14 protein-coding genes are annotated in these 14,598 nt (G+C 60.3%); 3 read left to right on the forward strand and 11 right to left on the reverse strand.

Annotation, left to right across the window (positions count from 1 at the left end; genetic code table 11):
- Positions 1-13 precede the first annotated feature (13 nt).
- Positions 14-1,321: a CitMHS family transporter gene (locus ACF8EA_RS12390; RefSeq protein WP_021784619.1), complete on the reverse strand. Its 1,308-nt coding sequence runs from the start codon at positions 1,319-1,321 to the stop codon at positions 14-16.
- A gap of 267 nt (positions 1,322-1,588) precedes the next feature.
- On the opposite strand from ACF8EA_RS12390, the gene ACF8EA_RS12395 reads away from it, so the two are divergent.
- Positions 1,589-1,990: a GFA family protein gene (locus ACF8EA_RS12395; RefSeq protein WP_392520127.1), complete on the forward strand. Its 402-nt coding sequence runs from the start codon at positions 1,589-1,591 to the stop codon at positions 1,988-1,990.
- 38 nt (positions 1,991-2,028) lie between these two features.
- Here the strand turns inward: ACF8EA_RS12395 and ACF8EA_RS12400 are convergent, their stop codons facing one another.
- From ACF8EA_RS12400 to ACF8EA_RS12445, 10 genes are all read right to left on the reverse strand, one after another.
- The gene (locus tag ACF8EA_RS12400; protein ID WP_392522148.1) at positions 2,029-3,984 is read right to left on the reverse strand and encodes a DUF4105 domain-containing protein; all 1,956 of its coding nucleotides are present in this window, start codon (positions 3,982-3,984) and stop codon (positions 2,029-2,031) included.
- A complete protein-coding gene (locus ACF8EA_RS12405) occupies positions 3,981-4,301 on the reverse strand; it encodes a DUF2388 domain-containing protein (RefSeq protein ID WP_021784622.1) in 321 nt (106 codons plus the stop codon). The genes ACF8EA_RS12400 and ACF8EA_RS12405 overlap by 4 nt, the downstream gene beginning before the upstream one ends.
- A 36-nt stretch (positions 4,302-4,337) precedes the next feature.
- A complete protein-coding gene (locus ACF8EA_RS12410) occupies positions 4,338-4,631 on the reverse strand; it encodes a DUF2388 domain-containing protein (RefSeq protein WP_021784623.1) in 294 nt (97 codons plus the stop codon).
- Between the two features lie 89 nt (positions 4,632-4,720).
- The gene (locus tag ACF8EA_RS12415; RefSeq protein WP_028697682.1) at positions 4,721-5,038 is read right to left on the reverse strand and encodes a DUF2388 domain-containing protein; all 318 of its coding nucleotides are present in this window, start codon (positions 5,036-5,038) and stop codon (positions 4,721-4,723) included.
- 311 nt (positions 5,039-5,349) lie between these two features.
- Positions 5,350-5,565, reverse strand: a complete 216-nt coding sequence (locus ACF8EA_RS12420; RefSeq protein ID WP_021784625.1) for a DUF1127 domain-containing protein — start codon at positions 5,563-5,565, stop codon at positions 5,350-5,352.
- Positions 5,566-5,937: 372 nt separating this feature from the next.
- Positions 5,938-7,431, reverse strand: a complete 1,494-nt coding sequence (locus ACF8EA_RS12425; RefSeq protein ID WP_021784626.1) for an acetyl-CoA hydrolase/transferase family protein — start codon at positions 7,429-7,431, stop codon at positions 5,938-5,940.
- Positions 7,432-7,617: 186 nt separating this feature from the next.
- Positions 7,618-9,054, reverse strand: a complete 1,437-nt coding sequence (locus ACF8EA_RS12430) for an NAD(P)(+) transhydrogenase (Re/Si-specific) subunit beta (RefSeq protein ID WP_003252919.1) — start codon at positions 9,052-9,054, stop codon at positions 7,618-7,620.
- Positions 9,055-9,056: 2 nt separating this feature from the next.
- Positions 9,057-9,371 (reverse strand): NAD(P) transhydrogenase subunit alpha, encoded by a 315-nt coding sequence (locus ACF8EA_RS12435; RefSeq protein WP_003252914.1) that lies wholly within the window; start codon positions 9,369-9,371, stop codon positions 9,057-9,059.
- A gap of 11 nt (positions 9,372-9,382) precedes the next feature.
- Complete coding sequence (locus ACF8EA_RS12440) at positions 9,383-10,504, reverse strand: Re/Si-specific NAD(P)(+) transhydrogenase subunit alpha (RefSeq protein ID WP_021784628.1); 1,122 nt, start codon at positions 10,502-10,504, stop codon at positions 9,383-9,385.
- 419 nt (positions 10,505-10,923) lie between these two features.
- A complete protein-coding gene (locus ACF8EA_RS12445; RefSeq protein WP_392522150.1) occupies positions 10,924-11,832 on the reverse strand; it encodes a LysR family transcriptional regulator in 909 nt (302 codons plus the stop codon).
- 160 nt (positions 11,833-11,992) lie between these two features.
- Between ACF8EA_RS12445 and ACF8EA_RS12450 the strand changes: the two genes are divergently transcribed.
- Positions 11,993-13,174, forward strand: coding sequence for an acyl-CoA dehydrogenase (locus ACF8EA_RS12450; RefSeq protein WP_392522151.1), 1,182 nt, complete (start codon positions 11,993-11,995; stop codon positions 13,172-13,174).
- A 13-nt stretch (positions 13,175-13,187) separates the two neighbouring features.
- Positions 13,188-14,408 (forward strand): CaiB/BaiF CoA transferase family protein, encoded by a 1,221-nt coding sequence (locus tag ACF8EA_RS12455; protein ID WP_392522152.1) that lies wholly within the window; start codon positions 13,188-13,190, stop codon positions 14,406-14,408.
- The last annotated feature ends 190 nt before the right edge of the window (positions 14,409-14,598 follow it).

Here is a 14,598-nt window from a genome sequence, read left to right on the forward strand (position 1 = left end):
TGATCCAGATGTATTAAAGACTACTGAACAGCGGGAAAATCCCCATCAGCAGTGCGCCGAGCATTATGCACAGGCATACCAGCACTGCCCACTTGAGCGTGAAGCGCTGATGATCGCCGAACTCGATACCGGCCAGGGCCACCAGCAGGTAGGTGGAGGGTACCAGCGGGCTGAGCAGGTGTACCGGCTGCCCGACGATCGACGCACGGGCCATTTCTACCGGGGTAATGCCGTAGTGGCTTGCGGCTTCGGCCAGCACCGGCAGCACGCCGTAGTAGAACGCGTCGTTGGACATGAAGAAGGTGAACGGCATGCTCACGATCGCGGTGATTACAGCCAGGTATGGGCCTAGCGCTTCAGGGATGACCGACAGCAGGCTCTTGGACATGGCGTCGACCATGCCGGTACCGGACAGGATGCCGGTGAAGATGCCGGCGGCGAAGATCAGCCCGGTTACGGCCAGCACGCTGCCGGCGTGGGCAGCAATGCGGTCCTTCTGTTGTTGCAGGCATGGGTAGTTGACGATCATGGCGATACTGAAGGCAATCATGAACAGCACTGGCAGCGGCAGTACACCGGCGATCAGTGCGGCCATCAGGGCGGCGGTCAGGGCACCGTTGAAGTACAGCAGTTTGGGCCGACGTGCGTCCGGGTACTGCGAGACGGTGATTTCGCTGTGGTCGATGTCGTCGGTAGGCAGATGCAGTTCGCCCAGGCGGGCACGTTCACGTTTGCCATACATGTAGGCAATGGCCAGGATCGCCAGCACACCGAACAGCATGGCCGGGATCATCGGCACGAAGATGTCTGACGGGTCTACGTGCAGGGCGCTGGCAGCACGGGCGGTCGGGCCACCCCAGGGGGTCATGTTCATCACGCCGCCGGCGAGGATGATCAGGCCGGCCATGATCCGCGGGCTCATGCCCAGGCGGCTGTACATCGGCAGCATGGCGGCGCAGCAGATCATGTAGGTGGTAGCACCGTCACCGTCGAGCGAGACCACCAGGGCCAGTACAGCGGTGCCCACCGAGACTTTCAGCGGATCGCCCTTGACCAGCTTGAGGATCTTGCGCACGGCCGGGTCGAACAGGCCGGAATCGATCATCAGGGCGAAATAGAGGATGGCGAACATCAGCATCACGCCGGTAGGTGCGAGCTTGCTGATGCCCTCTAGCATCATGGGGCCGATCTTGGCGGAAAAACCACCGAACAGGGCGAACAGGATCGGTACCAGAATCAGCGCGATCAAGGCCGACAGGCGCTTGCTCATGATCAGGTACATGAAAGTGATGACCATGGCAAAGCCGAGGAAGGTCAGCATGGCAATACTCCAGGCGTGGCGCGGCGAAAGGACAGTCGATTCGGGCGTATCAGCGCGCAGGGCGCTGTGCAGAGAGCATGCGGAGGGGGGCTACGAAAAGGCGGGCGCAGGAATACATCAGAATCACCATTGTTGTTGTTGATTGGGCCGGGCGCGGTATTGACCGGGTGCCCTGGCTGACCGGTCTTGTGCCGGTAGTGGGCGCTATCCTAAGAGGGCAAGCTTTCAGCCAGCTTTCGCTGAAGCAAAGGTGACGAGAGGTAGGTGATGCAGGATGTAACCGAAGGTGGCTGCCATTGTGGAGCCCTGCGTTATCGACTGGAGGGCAACCTGACGGACATTGCCCACTGTCATTGTTCGATCTGCAGGCGGGTCAGCGGTGGATTGGTAGTCACCTGGCTTACCCTGCCCCGTTCTGGGTTCCAGTGGTTAACGGGCGAGCCGAACTGCTATGTGGCGCCTGCCAGTTGCAGCCGCTACTTCTGTGGGCAGTGTGGGGCGCATGTGGCGCTGGTGACCACGCATAGCCCGCAGACGATCGATGTGACGGTGGCGACGCTGGATCACCTTGAGCGGGTACGAGCCAACCGACATATCTGGGTAGGCAGCCGGTTGCCTTGGTTGCATCTGGATGAGGATTTGCCCTCGGAAGATGAGGAGAGCCTGTAGGCGCGGGCTTGCCCGCGAAAGGGGCAGCCCTGCATGCATCACAGCTGCAGGCCACCAGCAGCTTTGTGCAACGCCCGCAAGTGCTCGCCGATCTGCTTCACGTTGGCCTCGACCGCTGCAATTTCCCTGGCTCGCGACGGCTCCAGCAGCGCCCTCACCTCTTTGTCCAGGCTGGTGCTCAAACGCAACAGCTGTGCCTGCCGCTCGCTGCTCACCTGCTCCAGGTGCTTGCGCTCCTCCGGCTGCGGTAGCCCGTAGCCGTTGGAGTCGAGCAACTCTGCCGGGCGGCTTAGAAAACCGCTGTTGGCAAGCATTTGCTTGAGCGTGGCATCGGCTTTGTTGATGCTGCCATCTTTCAATGCTGCGGCATTCAGGTAGCGCTGCTTGACCTCGTCCTGGGCCAGCAGAAGCTGCCGGCGCAGGCTGGCTTGCTCAAGCAGAAGCAGTGCCGCGCTGGTGCGCAGGTCGGCCTTGGCGAACCAGCTGCGACGCTGCTCCGCATCGAGGGCCAGCCAGTCCTCAACCAAAGCTTGCTTGATCGGCAGCTGTTTTCTCAGCACCTCGAACATCGCCTGGTAGCGGTCGCGGTAAGAATCGAAGCGGTAGCCCAGGCGTAACGCTTCGCGCGGGTTATCAAGCACGCTGGTGTCTGCCAGCCCTCTGCCCTTGAGCACGGCCAGCAAACCGTTGGGCATGATGCTGTCCAGGTCGTTGAGGCGCGGATTGGCGGTGCCGCTGCGCAGCAGCTTCAACGACTCCACTGCACAGTTGTTTGACAGGAACCAGTAGTTGCCGTCGTAGCTCCAGTGCATTTCGGCGGCCTGGCGCACCAGATTTTCGATTTCGTCGCGGTTGAGTTTCAAGGGCACCGAGGCCAGGCTGCGCAGCTCGGTCTTGGTGTATTCGTCGATCACCTGGCCCAGCGGCAGCACGAATAGCCGCGACGGGTAGTTGCCGACCAGGCCGTCCCAGCTGGACAGTTGCACGTCGTTGACGAAGGCGCGGTACGACAGCACCAGGCTTTGATCGAGGTCCAGGCGGCAATCTGGTCCGCGTGGGCGGCCTGGTTTGCAGATCACCAGGCGCAGCATGCTGTGCCCCCAGCGGCTGACCAGGTTCTGATTGGCTTCAGCCAGCAGGTAGTCCACTTCGTAGACCCGCTCCGGGTCGATTTCACCTAGTGGCTGGCGGGCGAAGTCGCTGCCGGCATTGATGAATGGTAAGCCTTTGGCACAGGTGCTCTGTTGCGGTGCCCAGCCGAAGTGTTCGTGAAGGTATTGGTACAGCGCCGGGCGACGGCAGCTGTAGCTCGGGTCGAGGAGGAAATACTCCATGTTGACCGCAATGTATTCCTTGGGACTGCTCAACTCATAGCTGTCGGGGCTGCGCACGAATTGACCATTGTGCTGCTCGCGCTCGCCACGTCGGCCCACATACTGCTGCCACCCGGCCAGGTCGAGCAGCCGCGGGTCGTCGCTTAGGGTGAAGCGGCGGTCGGCCTGGCCGCGGCATTCTTCCGGCAGGCCGACCTTACCCAGCGTGCCTTGCTGGCGCTTGCAGCGTGCAATCAGTGTTTTTTCGGCGCTGGGCCAGAGGCGGGCACGGTCGTAGAGATGGGTGAGCTCGTGTAGCACGGTGGCCAGCAGCTCTTCACGCACCGTGCCATGTGGGCGACTGGTGCGCTCGTTGGCGGCGCTGCCATCGGTTAGGCTGGGCAGCAAGCGGCGGTTGAGCTCGAGGGTGGATATCAGTGATGCCTGCCCGTAAGTGTCGGCAGGCATGTTGTCGCTCCAGCTGACCCGTACGCGGCGGTCCAGCTGTTGCTTGAAGCGCGGTGGCAGCTTGCCCATGGCCTCGTCGAGCAGGGCTTGGGAGGCTTGTGCTTGTCGCGGGTCGAGGCCGGACGACTGCAGCTCAAGCTGCAGGTCGGCCAAGGCGGGCGTGCCGAGCAGCGTCAGGGCGCAGCCGAGCAGCCAGGCACGCACGCGCTTCACAGGGCGAGTATGGCTTCAGCCAGTACCTGGTCGCTGGCGCTGCGCGCTTCCGGTACGCGCTCGCGCAGGGTATTGAAGGCGGCCTCGAGTTGGACGCCGCGGATGTCACCGTTACTGGCGACGAAGCTTGCAGCGTCGTCGTGGGCTTCGCGCACCACTTTGGAGTCGCGGATCGATGTGGTGGTGTCCGAGGTGAAGTCGATCGAACGGCCAAAGGCACGCACGATGATGTTGCTGGTGGCCACCAGGGTCTGTGCCTGGGCCAGGTCGGCCAGCAGCAGCATGCCGAGGGAAGCGGCAATCAGCGGTTTGCGCATGGAGCATCTCCGAAAAATACAGGGAGTCAGGTGTGGTTATTGGACGAGAATTGCCTGCGCCAGTTCCAGATCGCCGACGGCGTGCCGTGCGCAATTGTGGCGTAATGATTCCAAGGCGGCTTCCAGGCGTGCCCCACGGATACGCCCGTCGCTGGCAACGAATGCGGCGGCATCGTCGCGGGCCTGTGTGACCAGTTTGCGATCGAACGGTGCGGTTGTGACCTGGCTGGTGACATAGCCGGTGATGACCAGGCTTTGTGTGGTGGTATCCATGGCATGGGCGCTGGCCATGCCTGTGGCGGCGAACAGCAACGGCAACAGATAACGCATGAGCTTTCTTGAAGGCTGGAAAAATGAACGGCGAAGCCTACCTCAGGTGCGAGGGCCGAAGCCAACGCACCTGTTTTGCATGGCGTGTATCAGAGCGCCAGGATGGCCTGGGCCAACTGTGTATCGCTAGCTTGCAGGTCGGGCATGTTCGAACGGATGTGAACAAAAGCGCTTTCAAGTCGGGCGCCGCGGATAGCGCCCTGAGTGCCGACGAAGCTGGCTGCGTCATCGCGGGCGGCCTGGACGATCTTGTCGTCGCGGAACGAAGAGCTCAGGTCGGAAGTGGCGTCGGTGGAGGCGGCAACGGCACGTACTACCGTATCGGTGGTGACAACGAAGCTGGTGGCGTTGGCAGTGCCGGCCAGGCCAAGCAACAGCGCGGCGCCAAGCAAGTGTTTGCGGGACATGGTCGTGGACTCCTGGGTAGGTCAGGTTGGTTCTGCTGTATCGGACGTTTGCAGGGCTCGTTACGTTACGTTTTCAATAATTGGTTCTGGCAGACGGTTAGGCCAAGCGTACCACGCGGTGCTGCATGGAGAGGATGACGACTGCTGAGCTGGAGAACTGTTCAGGCCAATATGAAGTTTTGTAAAACTGTACTGGTCGAATCTTAAGTACTCTACAACGGTGCGTCTTCGGGCATTAAAAAACCCGCTGCAGTCGCCTGCAACGGGTTTGAGGAATTCACGGTGCCGGCCAAAGCCGGCAAGCCGGGAGCTTAGCGCCAGAAAGGCTTGCTCAGCTCTTCGTAACGCTGCGACTCGCTGATACCGGCGTCTGCAAGCAGGCGGGAGTCCAGGCGAGCCAGTTGACGACGGCTGGTCATGCGACGCTGCCACAGCAGCAGGGTCGACAATGCACGCAGTGGCATCGAGGCGTTGGATTGTTGGGCGTTGCTTTCAAAAACCAGACCGGAACTGAGGGTACGTTCCATGATGCTTCATCCTTCCGCTTATGGCGGGATTAGGTAGTGATTTAACTGATGCCAATGATCCTCCTCTGTCGTCCATAACAGTAGATACAGTTCGATTGAAAGACGATGGCTCAGTTAACTGTGTAACCCTACTGTTGCACTCGAAATAGGCGTAACTGTACTGGTCCGCACTTCTTTGGTGCGTTTTGATTCGAGAAATGGGATTTGTCAGTCGGGAAGGTCTGAAAACACCAGTACAGTAGTACAGATTGTGCTGCTGATGGCGGAAAGGTGTATTGAGAGAAGGGTTTGACTGTTATGGTCCATTCGCGGGCAAGCCCGCGAAGGGCCGGAACAGCGGAAGCAGGGCCGCCGTTCCGTACCACATCTGGATCAGCTTGCCAGCATGCGCCCGGTTTCTTCCAGGTTTTCGTGCCAGCTCAGGGCCTCACGCAGGATGTGCGGGGTATGCCCGCCACGCTGGCAGGCGCGGTCGAAGTAGTCGTTCAGCGCAGCGCGGTAGTCTGGATGCACGCAGTTGTCGATGATCGCCCGCGCCCGTTCGCGCGGTGCCAGGCCACGCAGGTCCGCCAGGCCCTGCTCGGTGACCAGGATGTCCACGTCGTGCTCGGTGTGGTCGACATGGCTGACCATTGGCACCACGCTGGAAATCGCCCCGCCTTTGGCAATCGACTTGGTGACGAAGACCGCCAGGTGAGCGTTACGGGCGAAGTCGCCGGAGCCACCGATGCCGTTCATCATCCTGGTGCCGCAGACGTGGGTGGAGTTGACGTTGCCGTAGATATCGAACTCCAGTGCGGTGTTGATACCGATGATGCCCAGGCGACGTACCACTTCCGGGTGGTTGGAGATTTCCTGCGGGCGTAGCACCAGCTTGTCCTTGTAGCGTTCCAGGTTGCCGAACACATCGGCATTGCGGCGCGTCGACAGGGTGATCGAGCTGCCCGAGGCGAAACTCAGCTTGCCGGCGTCGATCAGGTCGAAGGTGGAGTCCTGCAGCACTTCAGAGTACATGGTCAGGTTTTCGAACGGCGACTCGATCAGGCCGCACATCACCGCATTGGCAATGCTGCCAATGCCGGCTTGCAGCGGGCCGAGCTTGTTGGTCATGCGGCCGGCATCCACTTCCTTCTTGAGGAAGTTGATCAGGTGGTCGGCGATGCCCTGGGTTTCATCATCTGGCGGCAGCACAGTGGACGGCGAGTCTGGCTGGTCGCTGATGACGATACCGACGATTTTGGCCGGGTCGATCGGGATGGCGGTGCTGCCGATTCGGTCGTCGACCTTGACCAGCGGGATTGGCGTGCGGGTCGGGCGGTAGGTTGGGATATAGATGTCGTGCAGGCCTTCGAGGTTGGTGTTGTGCGAGAGGTTGATCTCCACAATCACCTGCTTGGCGAAGATCGCGAAGCTGGCCGAGTTGCCCACCGAAGTGGTTGGCACGATGTGGCCTTGCTCGGTGATGGCCACGGCTTCGATGACCGCGATGTCCGGCAGCTTCAGCTGCTGGTTGCGCAGTTGCTCGACGGTTTCCGACAGGTGCTGGTCGATGAACATCACCTGGCCGTCATTGATAGCCTTGCGCAGGGTGCTGTCGACCTGGAATGGCATGCGGCGGGCCAGTACACCGGCCTCGGTCAGTTGTTTGTCCAGGTCATTGCCCAGGCTCGCGCCGGTCATCAGGCTGATTTTCAGAGGCGATTGCTTGGCACGTTCGGCCAGTGCATGCGGTACGGCCTTGGCCTCGCCGGCGCGGGTGAAACCGCTCATGCCGACAGTCATGCCGTCCTCGATCAGACCAGCGGCATCAGCCGCACTCATTACCTTGCTGTGCAGGGAGGACAAGCGGATACGATCACGGTACATGGATTGTTATCTCGGGCTACTGAAACTACTGCAGCGCAGTCTAGAGATTTCGCCCATTGCCGTCCCACGACCATGGTCGTATGAGAAGCCTTGTATTTGAGCCGTTGATCCGGATCAACAAAAGAAAAGCCCCGGCAGATTCTGTCCGGGGCTTCCTTTATATCAGCTGGTTTGTAGCGGCTGTTGTCACTCCACCGCCTTGACCATGTCCTCGATGACCTTCTTGGCGTCACCGAACACCATCATGGTCTTGTCCAGATAGAACAGTTCGTTGTCCAGGCCGGCATAGCCGCTGGCCATCGAGCGTTTGTTGACGATGATGGTCTTGGCCTTGAACGCTTCGAGGATCGGCATACCGGCGATTGGCGACTTGGGATCGTTCTTCGCCGCCGGGTTGACCACGTCGTTGGCGCCCAGCACCAGCACCACGTCGGCCTGGCCGAACTCGGCGTTGATGTCTTCCATCTCGAATACTTGATCGTACGGCACTTCAGCCTCGGCCAGCAGTACGTTCATGTGCCCGGGCATACGGCCCGCCACCGGGTGAATCGCATACTTCACGGTCACGCCGTTGTGGGTCAGCTTCTCGGTCAGCTCTTTCAGCGCGTGCTGGGCACGGGCCACCGCCAGGCCGTAGCCTGGAACGATGATCACGCTGTCGGCATTGCTGAGCAGGAAGGTGGCGTCGTCAGCCGAGCCGGACTTCACCGGCCGCTGCTCTTGCGAACCTTGCGCCGCGCCAGTGTCGGTATCGCCACCGAAACCGCCAAGGATGACGTTGAAGAACGAACGGTTCATCGCCTTGCACATGATGTACGAGAGGATGGCACCGGACGAACCTACCAGGGAACCGGCGATGATCAGCATCGAGTTGTTCAGCGAGAAGCCGATACCGGCCGCTGCCCAGCCCGAGTAGCTGTTGAGCATCGACACCACCACTGGCATGTCGGCGCCGCCGATCGGAATAATGATCAGCACACCCATGATGAAGGCCAGGACCAGCATCAGAGTAAAGGCACTGTAGTGGCCAGTGAAAGTGAACAGAAGGCCGAGGGCGATGGTGGTCAGGCCAAGGATCAGGTTGAGTTTATGCTGGCCAGCGAACTGTACCGGTGCGCCCTGGAACAGGCGGAACTTGTACTTGCCCGACAGCTTGCCAAACGCGATCACCGAACCGGAGAAGGTAATGGCACCGATGGCGGCGCCGAGGAACAGTTCCAGGCGGTTACCGGTAGGGATCGGGTCGCTGATGGCAGCCACAATGCCCATCGACTGCGGCTCCAGTACCGCGGCAATGGCGATGAATACCGCGGCCAGGCCGATCATGCTGTGCATGAAGGCGACCAGTTCGGGCATCTTGGTCATCTCGACGCGCTTGGCCATGATCGAACCGGCGGTGCCGCCGACCAGCAGGCCGACGATGACATAGCCGATACCGGCAGTGGCAAGTTCAGCCCCGAGTTTGTAAATGAGGCCAACCGTAGTGAGGATGGCGAGCCCCATGCCGATCATGCCGAACAGATTGCCGCGCCGCGAGGTGGTCGGGTGCGACAGGCCTTTGAGCGCCTGGATGAAGCACACCGAGGCGACGAGGTAGAGGAGCGTTACCAGATTCATGCTCATGCTTACTTCTTCGCCTCGTTCTTGGTTTTCTTCTTGAACATCTCAAGCATGCGGCGGGTGACCAGGAAGCCACCGAACACGTTGACTGCGGCAAGGGCCACGGCCAGGGTGCCCATCAGCTTGCCGGCCGGGGTCACGGTCAGGGCCGCGGCCAGCATGGCGCCGACGATGACGATTGCCGAGATGGCATTGGTGACCGCCATCAGTGGGGTGTGCAACGCCGGGGTGACGTTCCACACCACGTGGTAGCCCACATAGATGGCCAGCACGAAAATGATCAGGTTATAGATGCCGTGGGAAATCAGCATGTCTTCCATTGTCGTGCTCCTTAGCCGTTCTTGCGGACGACTTGACCATCACGGCACATCAGGCAGGCCGCGACGATGTCGTCTTCGAGGTTGATGATCAGCGCGCCGTCCTTGTCGAACAGCAGCTTCATGAAGTCCAGCAGGTTGCGTGCATACAGTGCCGAGGCATCGGCACCCACCTGGGCCGGCAGGTTGGTAGGGCCGACGATGGTCACGCCGTTCTCCTGCACCACTTGGTCTGCGACGGTCAGCGGGCAGTTGCCGCCTTGGGCGGCAGCCAGGTCGATGACCACCGAGCCAGGCTTCATCTGCGCCACGGTTTCGGCGCTTAGCAGGGTCGGCGCCTTGCGCCCAGGGATCAGCGCGGTGGTGATGACGATATCGGACTGCTTGGCGCGCTCGTGCACGGCCTGGGCCTGGCGCTGCATCCAACTGGCCGGCATTGGTCGGGCATAGCCGCCAACGCCTTCGGCGCACTCTCGCTCCTCGTCGGTCTCGTAGGGTACGTCGATGAATTTTGCGCCCAGTGATTCGATCTGCTCTTTCACGGCCGGGCGAACGTCGGATGCTTCGATTACTGCACCCAGGCGCTTGGCTGTGGCGATGGCCTGCAAGCCGGCAACGCCGGCACCCAGGACCAGCACGCGTGCCGCCTTAACGGTACCGGCAGCGGTCATCAGCATTGGCATGAAGCGTGGGTAGTGATGGGCTGCCAGCAACACGGCCTTGTAACCGGCGATGTTGGCCTGTGATGACAGCACGTCCAGGCTCTGCGCCCGCGAGGTGCGCGGCGCGGCTTCCAGGGCGAAGGCGGTAATACCGCGTTCGGCCATCTTGCCGATCAGTTCACCGTTGAAGGGGTTGAGCATGCCCACCAGAAGGCTGCCGCTGTTGATCAGCGCCAGTTCCTGGTCGTTGGGGGCGACCACCTTGAGTACCAATTGGGCGCCGTAGGCATCGGCAGCGCTCCCAATGGAAGCACCCACGGCTTCATAGGCACTGTCCGGAATGGCGGCGTTGAGCCCTGCCCCCCGTTGAACGGTGACCTGATGGCCCTGGCCAATCAGTTTCTTGATGGTTTCGGGGGTCGCAGCGACCCTTGTCTCACCGGTCTGCGTCTCGAGAGGAACACCAATGTGCACGACTATTTCTCCTGCGGTGACCTTTTGTCTTTGTAGAAGCCAGCACACTTCGGATGGTGCGCTGGGGCGGCAGTGGAGCGCCAACCCGCCGGATCCCGGGCGGGGCGAAGCATTTTGCAGACGAACCCAGAGGCCTTCAACCGGTTCTGGAGCGAAACGAAGTCAAAACTACAAGTCACCCTGTGACCGCTTGTCGCAGTGATAGGGCTGCGGCCCGTCAAACATGGGCCATTGGCAGATTAGGAGAAAAAATCAAAAAAAAAGCGGCCAATTCGCTTACGACTAGTTGGATGTCGCAAAATAGCCCGCAAAGCCGCGTACTTAGCACGGTTAAAGGGTATTTTTGTGCCTGCGTTACAGTTTGCGAATATGCGACATATACATATATCTGTAGGTGTTTAAAATAATTGACTACAGGGTCAGCTTGTCTCTGTTCTGTGTATGTAGGCCTGAGCCTGGCTTACCAGCCAGTCGCGAAAGGCGCGTAGCGACGCCGACTCCACCTTGCGCTCGGGAATCATCAGATAGTAGGCCTTGTCGCTACTCAGGGCATGCCTGTTAGCGACCACCAGCCTACCCTCCTCCAACTCCCGCTGGATCAGGAACGGTGGTATCAGGGCAATGCCCATGTCGTGCATGGCCGCCTGGGCGAGCATCGAGAATAGTTCATAGCGCGGTCCTGTCATGTCGCGCTCCACATACATGCCCACACTGCCGAACCATTGCCGCCAGGCATACGGGCGTGTGCTCTGCTGCAGCAATGGTAGCTGCGCGATGTGGCGTGCCTCGAGCATGCCTTGGTCGTTCAACAGCGTCGGGCTGCACACAGGTACCGGGTTTTCACCCATCAGTTGGTGCGACTGGGTGCCTGACCAGTCGGCATCACCAAAATAGATGGCGGCATCGAAGGCCGTGTCGGCAAACAGGAATGGCCGGGTGCGGTTGGTAAGGTTGACTGTGACCTCCGGATGGCGCTGCTGGAAGTCCTTGAGTCGTGGTAGCAGCCATTGAGTGCCAAACGTCGGTACTACCGCCAGTTCGATCACATTGGCGCCTTGCTGGCGCATCACCGACAAGGTATCGCGCTCTACAGCGTCCAGTTGGGCCGCCACTTGGCGACTGTAGGACAGGCCGGCTTCGGTCAGCCTCACGCCGCGGCGCGAGCGACGGAACAGTTCCACATTAAGGAAGGCTTCCAGGCCACCGATCTGCCGACAGACGGCACCCTGGGTTAGCGCGAGTTCCTGGGCAGCCTTGGTAAAGCTCTCGTTGCGGGCTGCCGCCTCGAAGCAAATCAGGGCGGTAGTACTGGGGATCTTGCGGCGCATGTACGTCAACCTCACTTGTAAGGCTGTCAATAAGGCGTTTTGCCGATTTACGGAGTGACAAAATATCACTAATCGGTGCGCAATCCTCGTTTGTCCCCATGGCCGATCAGGCCTAGGCTCAAAGGCACAAGAAACTGCCCCCTATTTCGAGGATTCGCTCATGGCCGGTAAAGCAAGCTTCAACTGGATCGACCCGCTGCTGCTGGATCAGCAGCTCTCTGAAGAAGAGCGCATGGTGCGTGACAGCGCTTATCAGTTCGCCCAGGACAAGCTGGCGCCGCGTGTGCTTGAGGCCTTCCGCCATGAGCGGACCGACCCGGCGATCTTTCGCGAGATGGGTGAAGTCGGCCTGTTGGGTGCAACCATCCCCGAGCAATATGGTGGCAGCGGCCTGAACTATGTGTGCTACGGCCTTATTGCTCGCGAAGTGGAACGTATCGACTCGGGCTACCGCTCGATGATGAGTGTGCAGTCGTCGCTGGTGATGGTGCCGATCAACGAAATTGGCACTGAAGCTCAAAAGCAGAAGTACCTCCCCAAGCTGGCCAGTGGCGAGTGGATCGGTTGCTTCGGTTTGACCGAGCCTAACCATGGCTCCGATCCTGGCTCGATGATTACCCGGGCGAGAAAGGTCGACGGTGGCTACCGGCTGACCGGCAGCAAGATGTGGATCACCAACAGTCCAATCGCCGATGTGTTTGTGGTGTGGGCCAAGGATGATGCGGGCGATATCCGTGGCTTTGTCCTGGAAAAAGGCTGGCAAGGCCTCAGTGCCCCGGCAATTCATGGCAAGGTTGGTCTGCGCGCCTCGATCACTGGTGAAATCGTCATGGACAATGTGTTCGTGCCAGAAGAGAACATCTTCCCGGACGTGCGTGGCCTCAAGGGCCCGTTCACCTGCCTGAACTCGGCTCGCTATGGTATTTCGTGGGGGGCGCTGGGGGCCGCTGAAGCCTGCTGGCACACCGCCCGCCAATACACCCTGGATCGTCAGCAGTTTGGTCGTCCATTGGCCGCCAACCAGTTGATACAGAAGAAGCTGGCCGACATGCAGACCGAAATCACCCTGGCGCTGCAGGGGTGCTTGCGTCTGGGGCGCATGAAGGATGAAGGGACGGCTGCGGTGGAAATCACCTCCATCATGAAGCGCAATTCCTGCGGCAAGGCGCTGGATATCGCCCGTATGGCGCGTGACATGCTGGGCGGCAACGGCATCTCCGACGAATTTGGTGTGGCCCGCCATCTGGTTAACCTGGAGGTGGTCAACACCTATGAAGGTACCCATGACGTGCACGCACTTATCCTGGGGCGTGCGCAGACCGGTATCCAAGCGTTCTATTAATAAGGAGCAAACCATGGGCGCGCTATCACATCTGCGGGTGCTAGACCTTTCGCGCGTGTTGGCCGGCCCGTGGTCTGGCCAGATTCTGGCTGACCTTGGTGCCGACGTGATCAAGGTCGAGCGCCCAGGCAGTGGCGACGATACCCGCTCATGGGGGCCGCCATTCCTCAAGGATGTTGAAGGTGAGGACACCAGCGAGGCGGCCTATTACCTGTCGGCCAACCGCAACAAGCGCTCAGTGACCATCGACTTTACCCAGCCGGAGGGGCAGCGCCTGGTGCGTGAGCTTGCGGCGAAGTGCGATATCGTCATAGAGAACTTCAAAGTGGGTGGGCTGGCTGCCTATGGTCTGGACTACCAGAGCCTCAAGGCGGTAAACCCGCAGCTTATCTATTGCTCCATTACCGGCTTCGGTCAGACTGGGCCATATGCCAAGCGCGCTGGCTATGACTTCATGATCCAGGGGTTGGGTGGGCTGATGAGCCTGACCGGTCGTCCGGAGGGCGAGGAAGGCGCGGGGCCGGTCAAGGTGGGTGTGGCGCTTACCGACATTCTGACCGGGTTGTATTCCACGGTCGCCATGCTGGCTGCCCTCGCCTACCGGGACCAGGCCGGGGTCGGCCAGCATATCGACATGGCATTGCTCGATGTGCAGGTGGCCTGTCTGGCGAACCAGGCGATGAACTACCTGACCACGGGCAGCCCTCCTCGTCGGCTGGGTAATGCGCATCCTAATATAGTCCCTTACCAGGACTTTCCGACGGCAGATGGCGATTTCATTCTTACCGTGGGCAATGACAGCCAGTTCCGCAAGTTCGCCGAAGTGGCCGGACAGCCGCAATGGGCGGAAGACCCTCGGTTCGTTACCAATAAGCTGCGGGTGGCCAACCGGGGCGAACTGATTCCATTGATTCGGCAGGCTACGGTGTTCAAAACCACGGCTGAGTGGGTGGCCCAGTTGGAGGCGGCAGGGGTGCCATGTGGACCTATCAATAACCTGGCGCAAATGTTCCAGGACCCCCAGGTGCTTGCACGCGGGTTGGCGGTGAGTATTCCCCATCCATTGGCGGGTAGTGTGCCGCAGGTTGCGAGTCCGATACGGTTGTCGGAGACGCCGGTGGAGTACCGCCGGGCTCCACCACTGCTTGGCGAGCATACCGAAGTGGTGCTGGGGGAAATGCTGGGGCTGGATGCTGGCGAGGTGCAGCGCCTGCGTGATGCTGGTGTGCTCTAGATGAAAAGCGGGGAGGCCGTCAGGCCTCCCCGCTTTGCTTTTCTGCGCAATCAAGGTTTCTTGAAATTAAAGGTTGACGCGCTTTCGAATCCCCTTATAATGCGCCCCACTTCCAGCGACATCGGAACGAAAAACTCCTTGATATTCAACGAGTTAAGTAGTTAAGGCGAAAGCTGGAGGGGCTACGGTC

The sequence above is a fragment of the Pseudomonas sp. YQ_5 genome (assembly GCF_043103305.1).
Taxonomy (GTDB): Bacteria; Pseudomonadota; Gammaproteobacteria; order Pseudomonadales; family Pseudomonadaceae; genus Aquipseudomonas; species Aquipseudomonas putida_Y.

Coding starts and splice junctions, on each gene's coding strand:
- ACF8EA_RS12425 (WP_021784626.1), bottom strand. CDS start 7,431: ATGTACCGTGATCGTATCCGCTTGTCCTCCCTGCACAGCAAGGTAATG.
- ACF8EA_RS12410 (WP_021784623.1), bottom strand. CDS start 4,631: ATGCGTTATCTGTTGCCGTTGCTGTTCGCCGCCACAGGCATGGCCAGC.
- ACF8EA_RS12390 (WP_021784619.1), bottom strand. CDS start 1,321: ATGCTGACCTTCCTCGGCTTTGCCATGGTCATCACTTTCATGTACCTG.
- ACF8EA_RS12455 (WP_392522152.1), top strand. CDS start 13,188: ATGGGCGCGCTATCACATCTGCGGGTGCTAGACCTTTCGCGCGTGTTG.
- ACF8EA_RS12415 (WP_028697682.1), bottom strand. CDS start 5,038: ATGTCCCGCAAACACTTGCTTGGCGCCGCGCTGTTGCTTGGCCTGGCC.
- ACF8EA_RS12395 (WP_392520127.1), top strand. CDS start 1,589: ATGCAGGATGTAACCGAAGGTGGCTGCCATTGTGGAGCCCTGCGTTAT.
- ACF8EA_RS12445 (WP_392522150.1), bottom strand. CDS start 11,832: ATGCGCCGCAAGATCCCCAGTACTACCGCCCTGATTTGCTTCGAGGCG.
- ACF8EA_RS12450 (WP_392522151.1), top strand. CDS start 11,993: ATGGCCGGTAAAGCAAGCTTCAACTGGATCGACCCGCTGCTGCTGGAT.
- ACF8EA_RS12405 (WP_021784622.1), bottom strand. CDS start 4,301: ATGCGCAAACCGCTGATTGCCGCTTCCCTCGGCATGCTGCTGCTGGCC.
- ACF8EA_RS12430 (WP_003252919.1), bottom strand. CDS start 9,054: ATGAGCATGAATCTGGTAACGCTCCTCTACCTCGTCGCCTCGGTGTGC.
- ACF8EA_RS12420 (WP_021784625.1), bottom strand. CDS start 5,565: ATGGAACGTACCCTCAGTTCCGGTCTGGTTTTTGAAAGCAACGCCCAA.
- ACF8EA_RS12435 (WP_003252914.1), bottom strand. CDS start 9,371: ATGGAAGACATGCTGATTTCCCACGGCATCTATAACCTGATCATTTTC.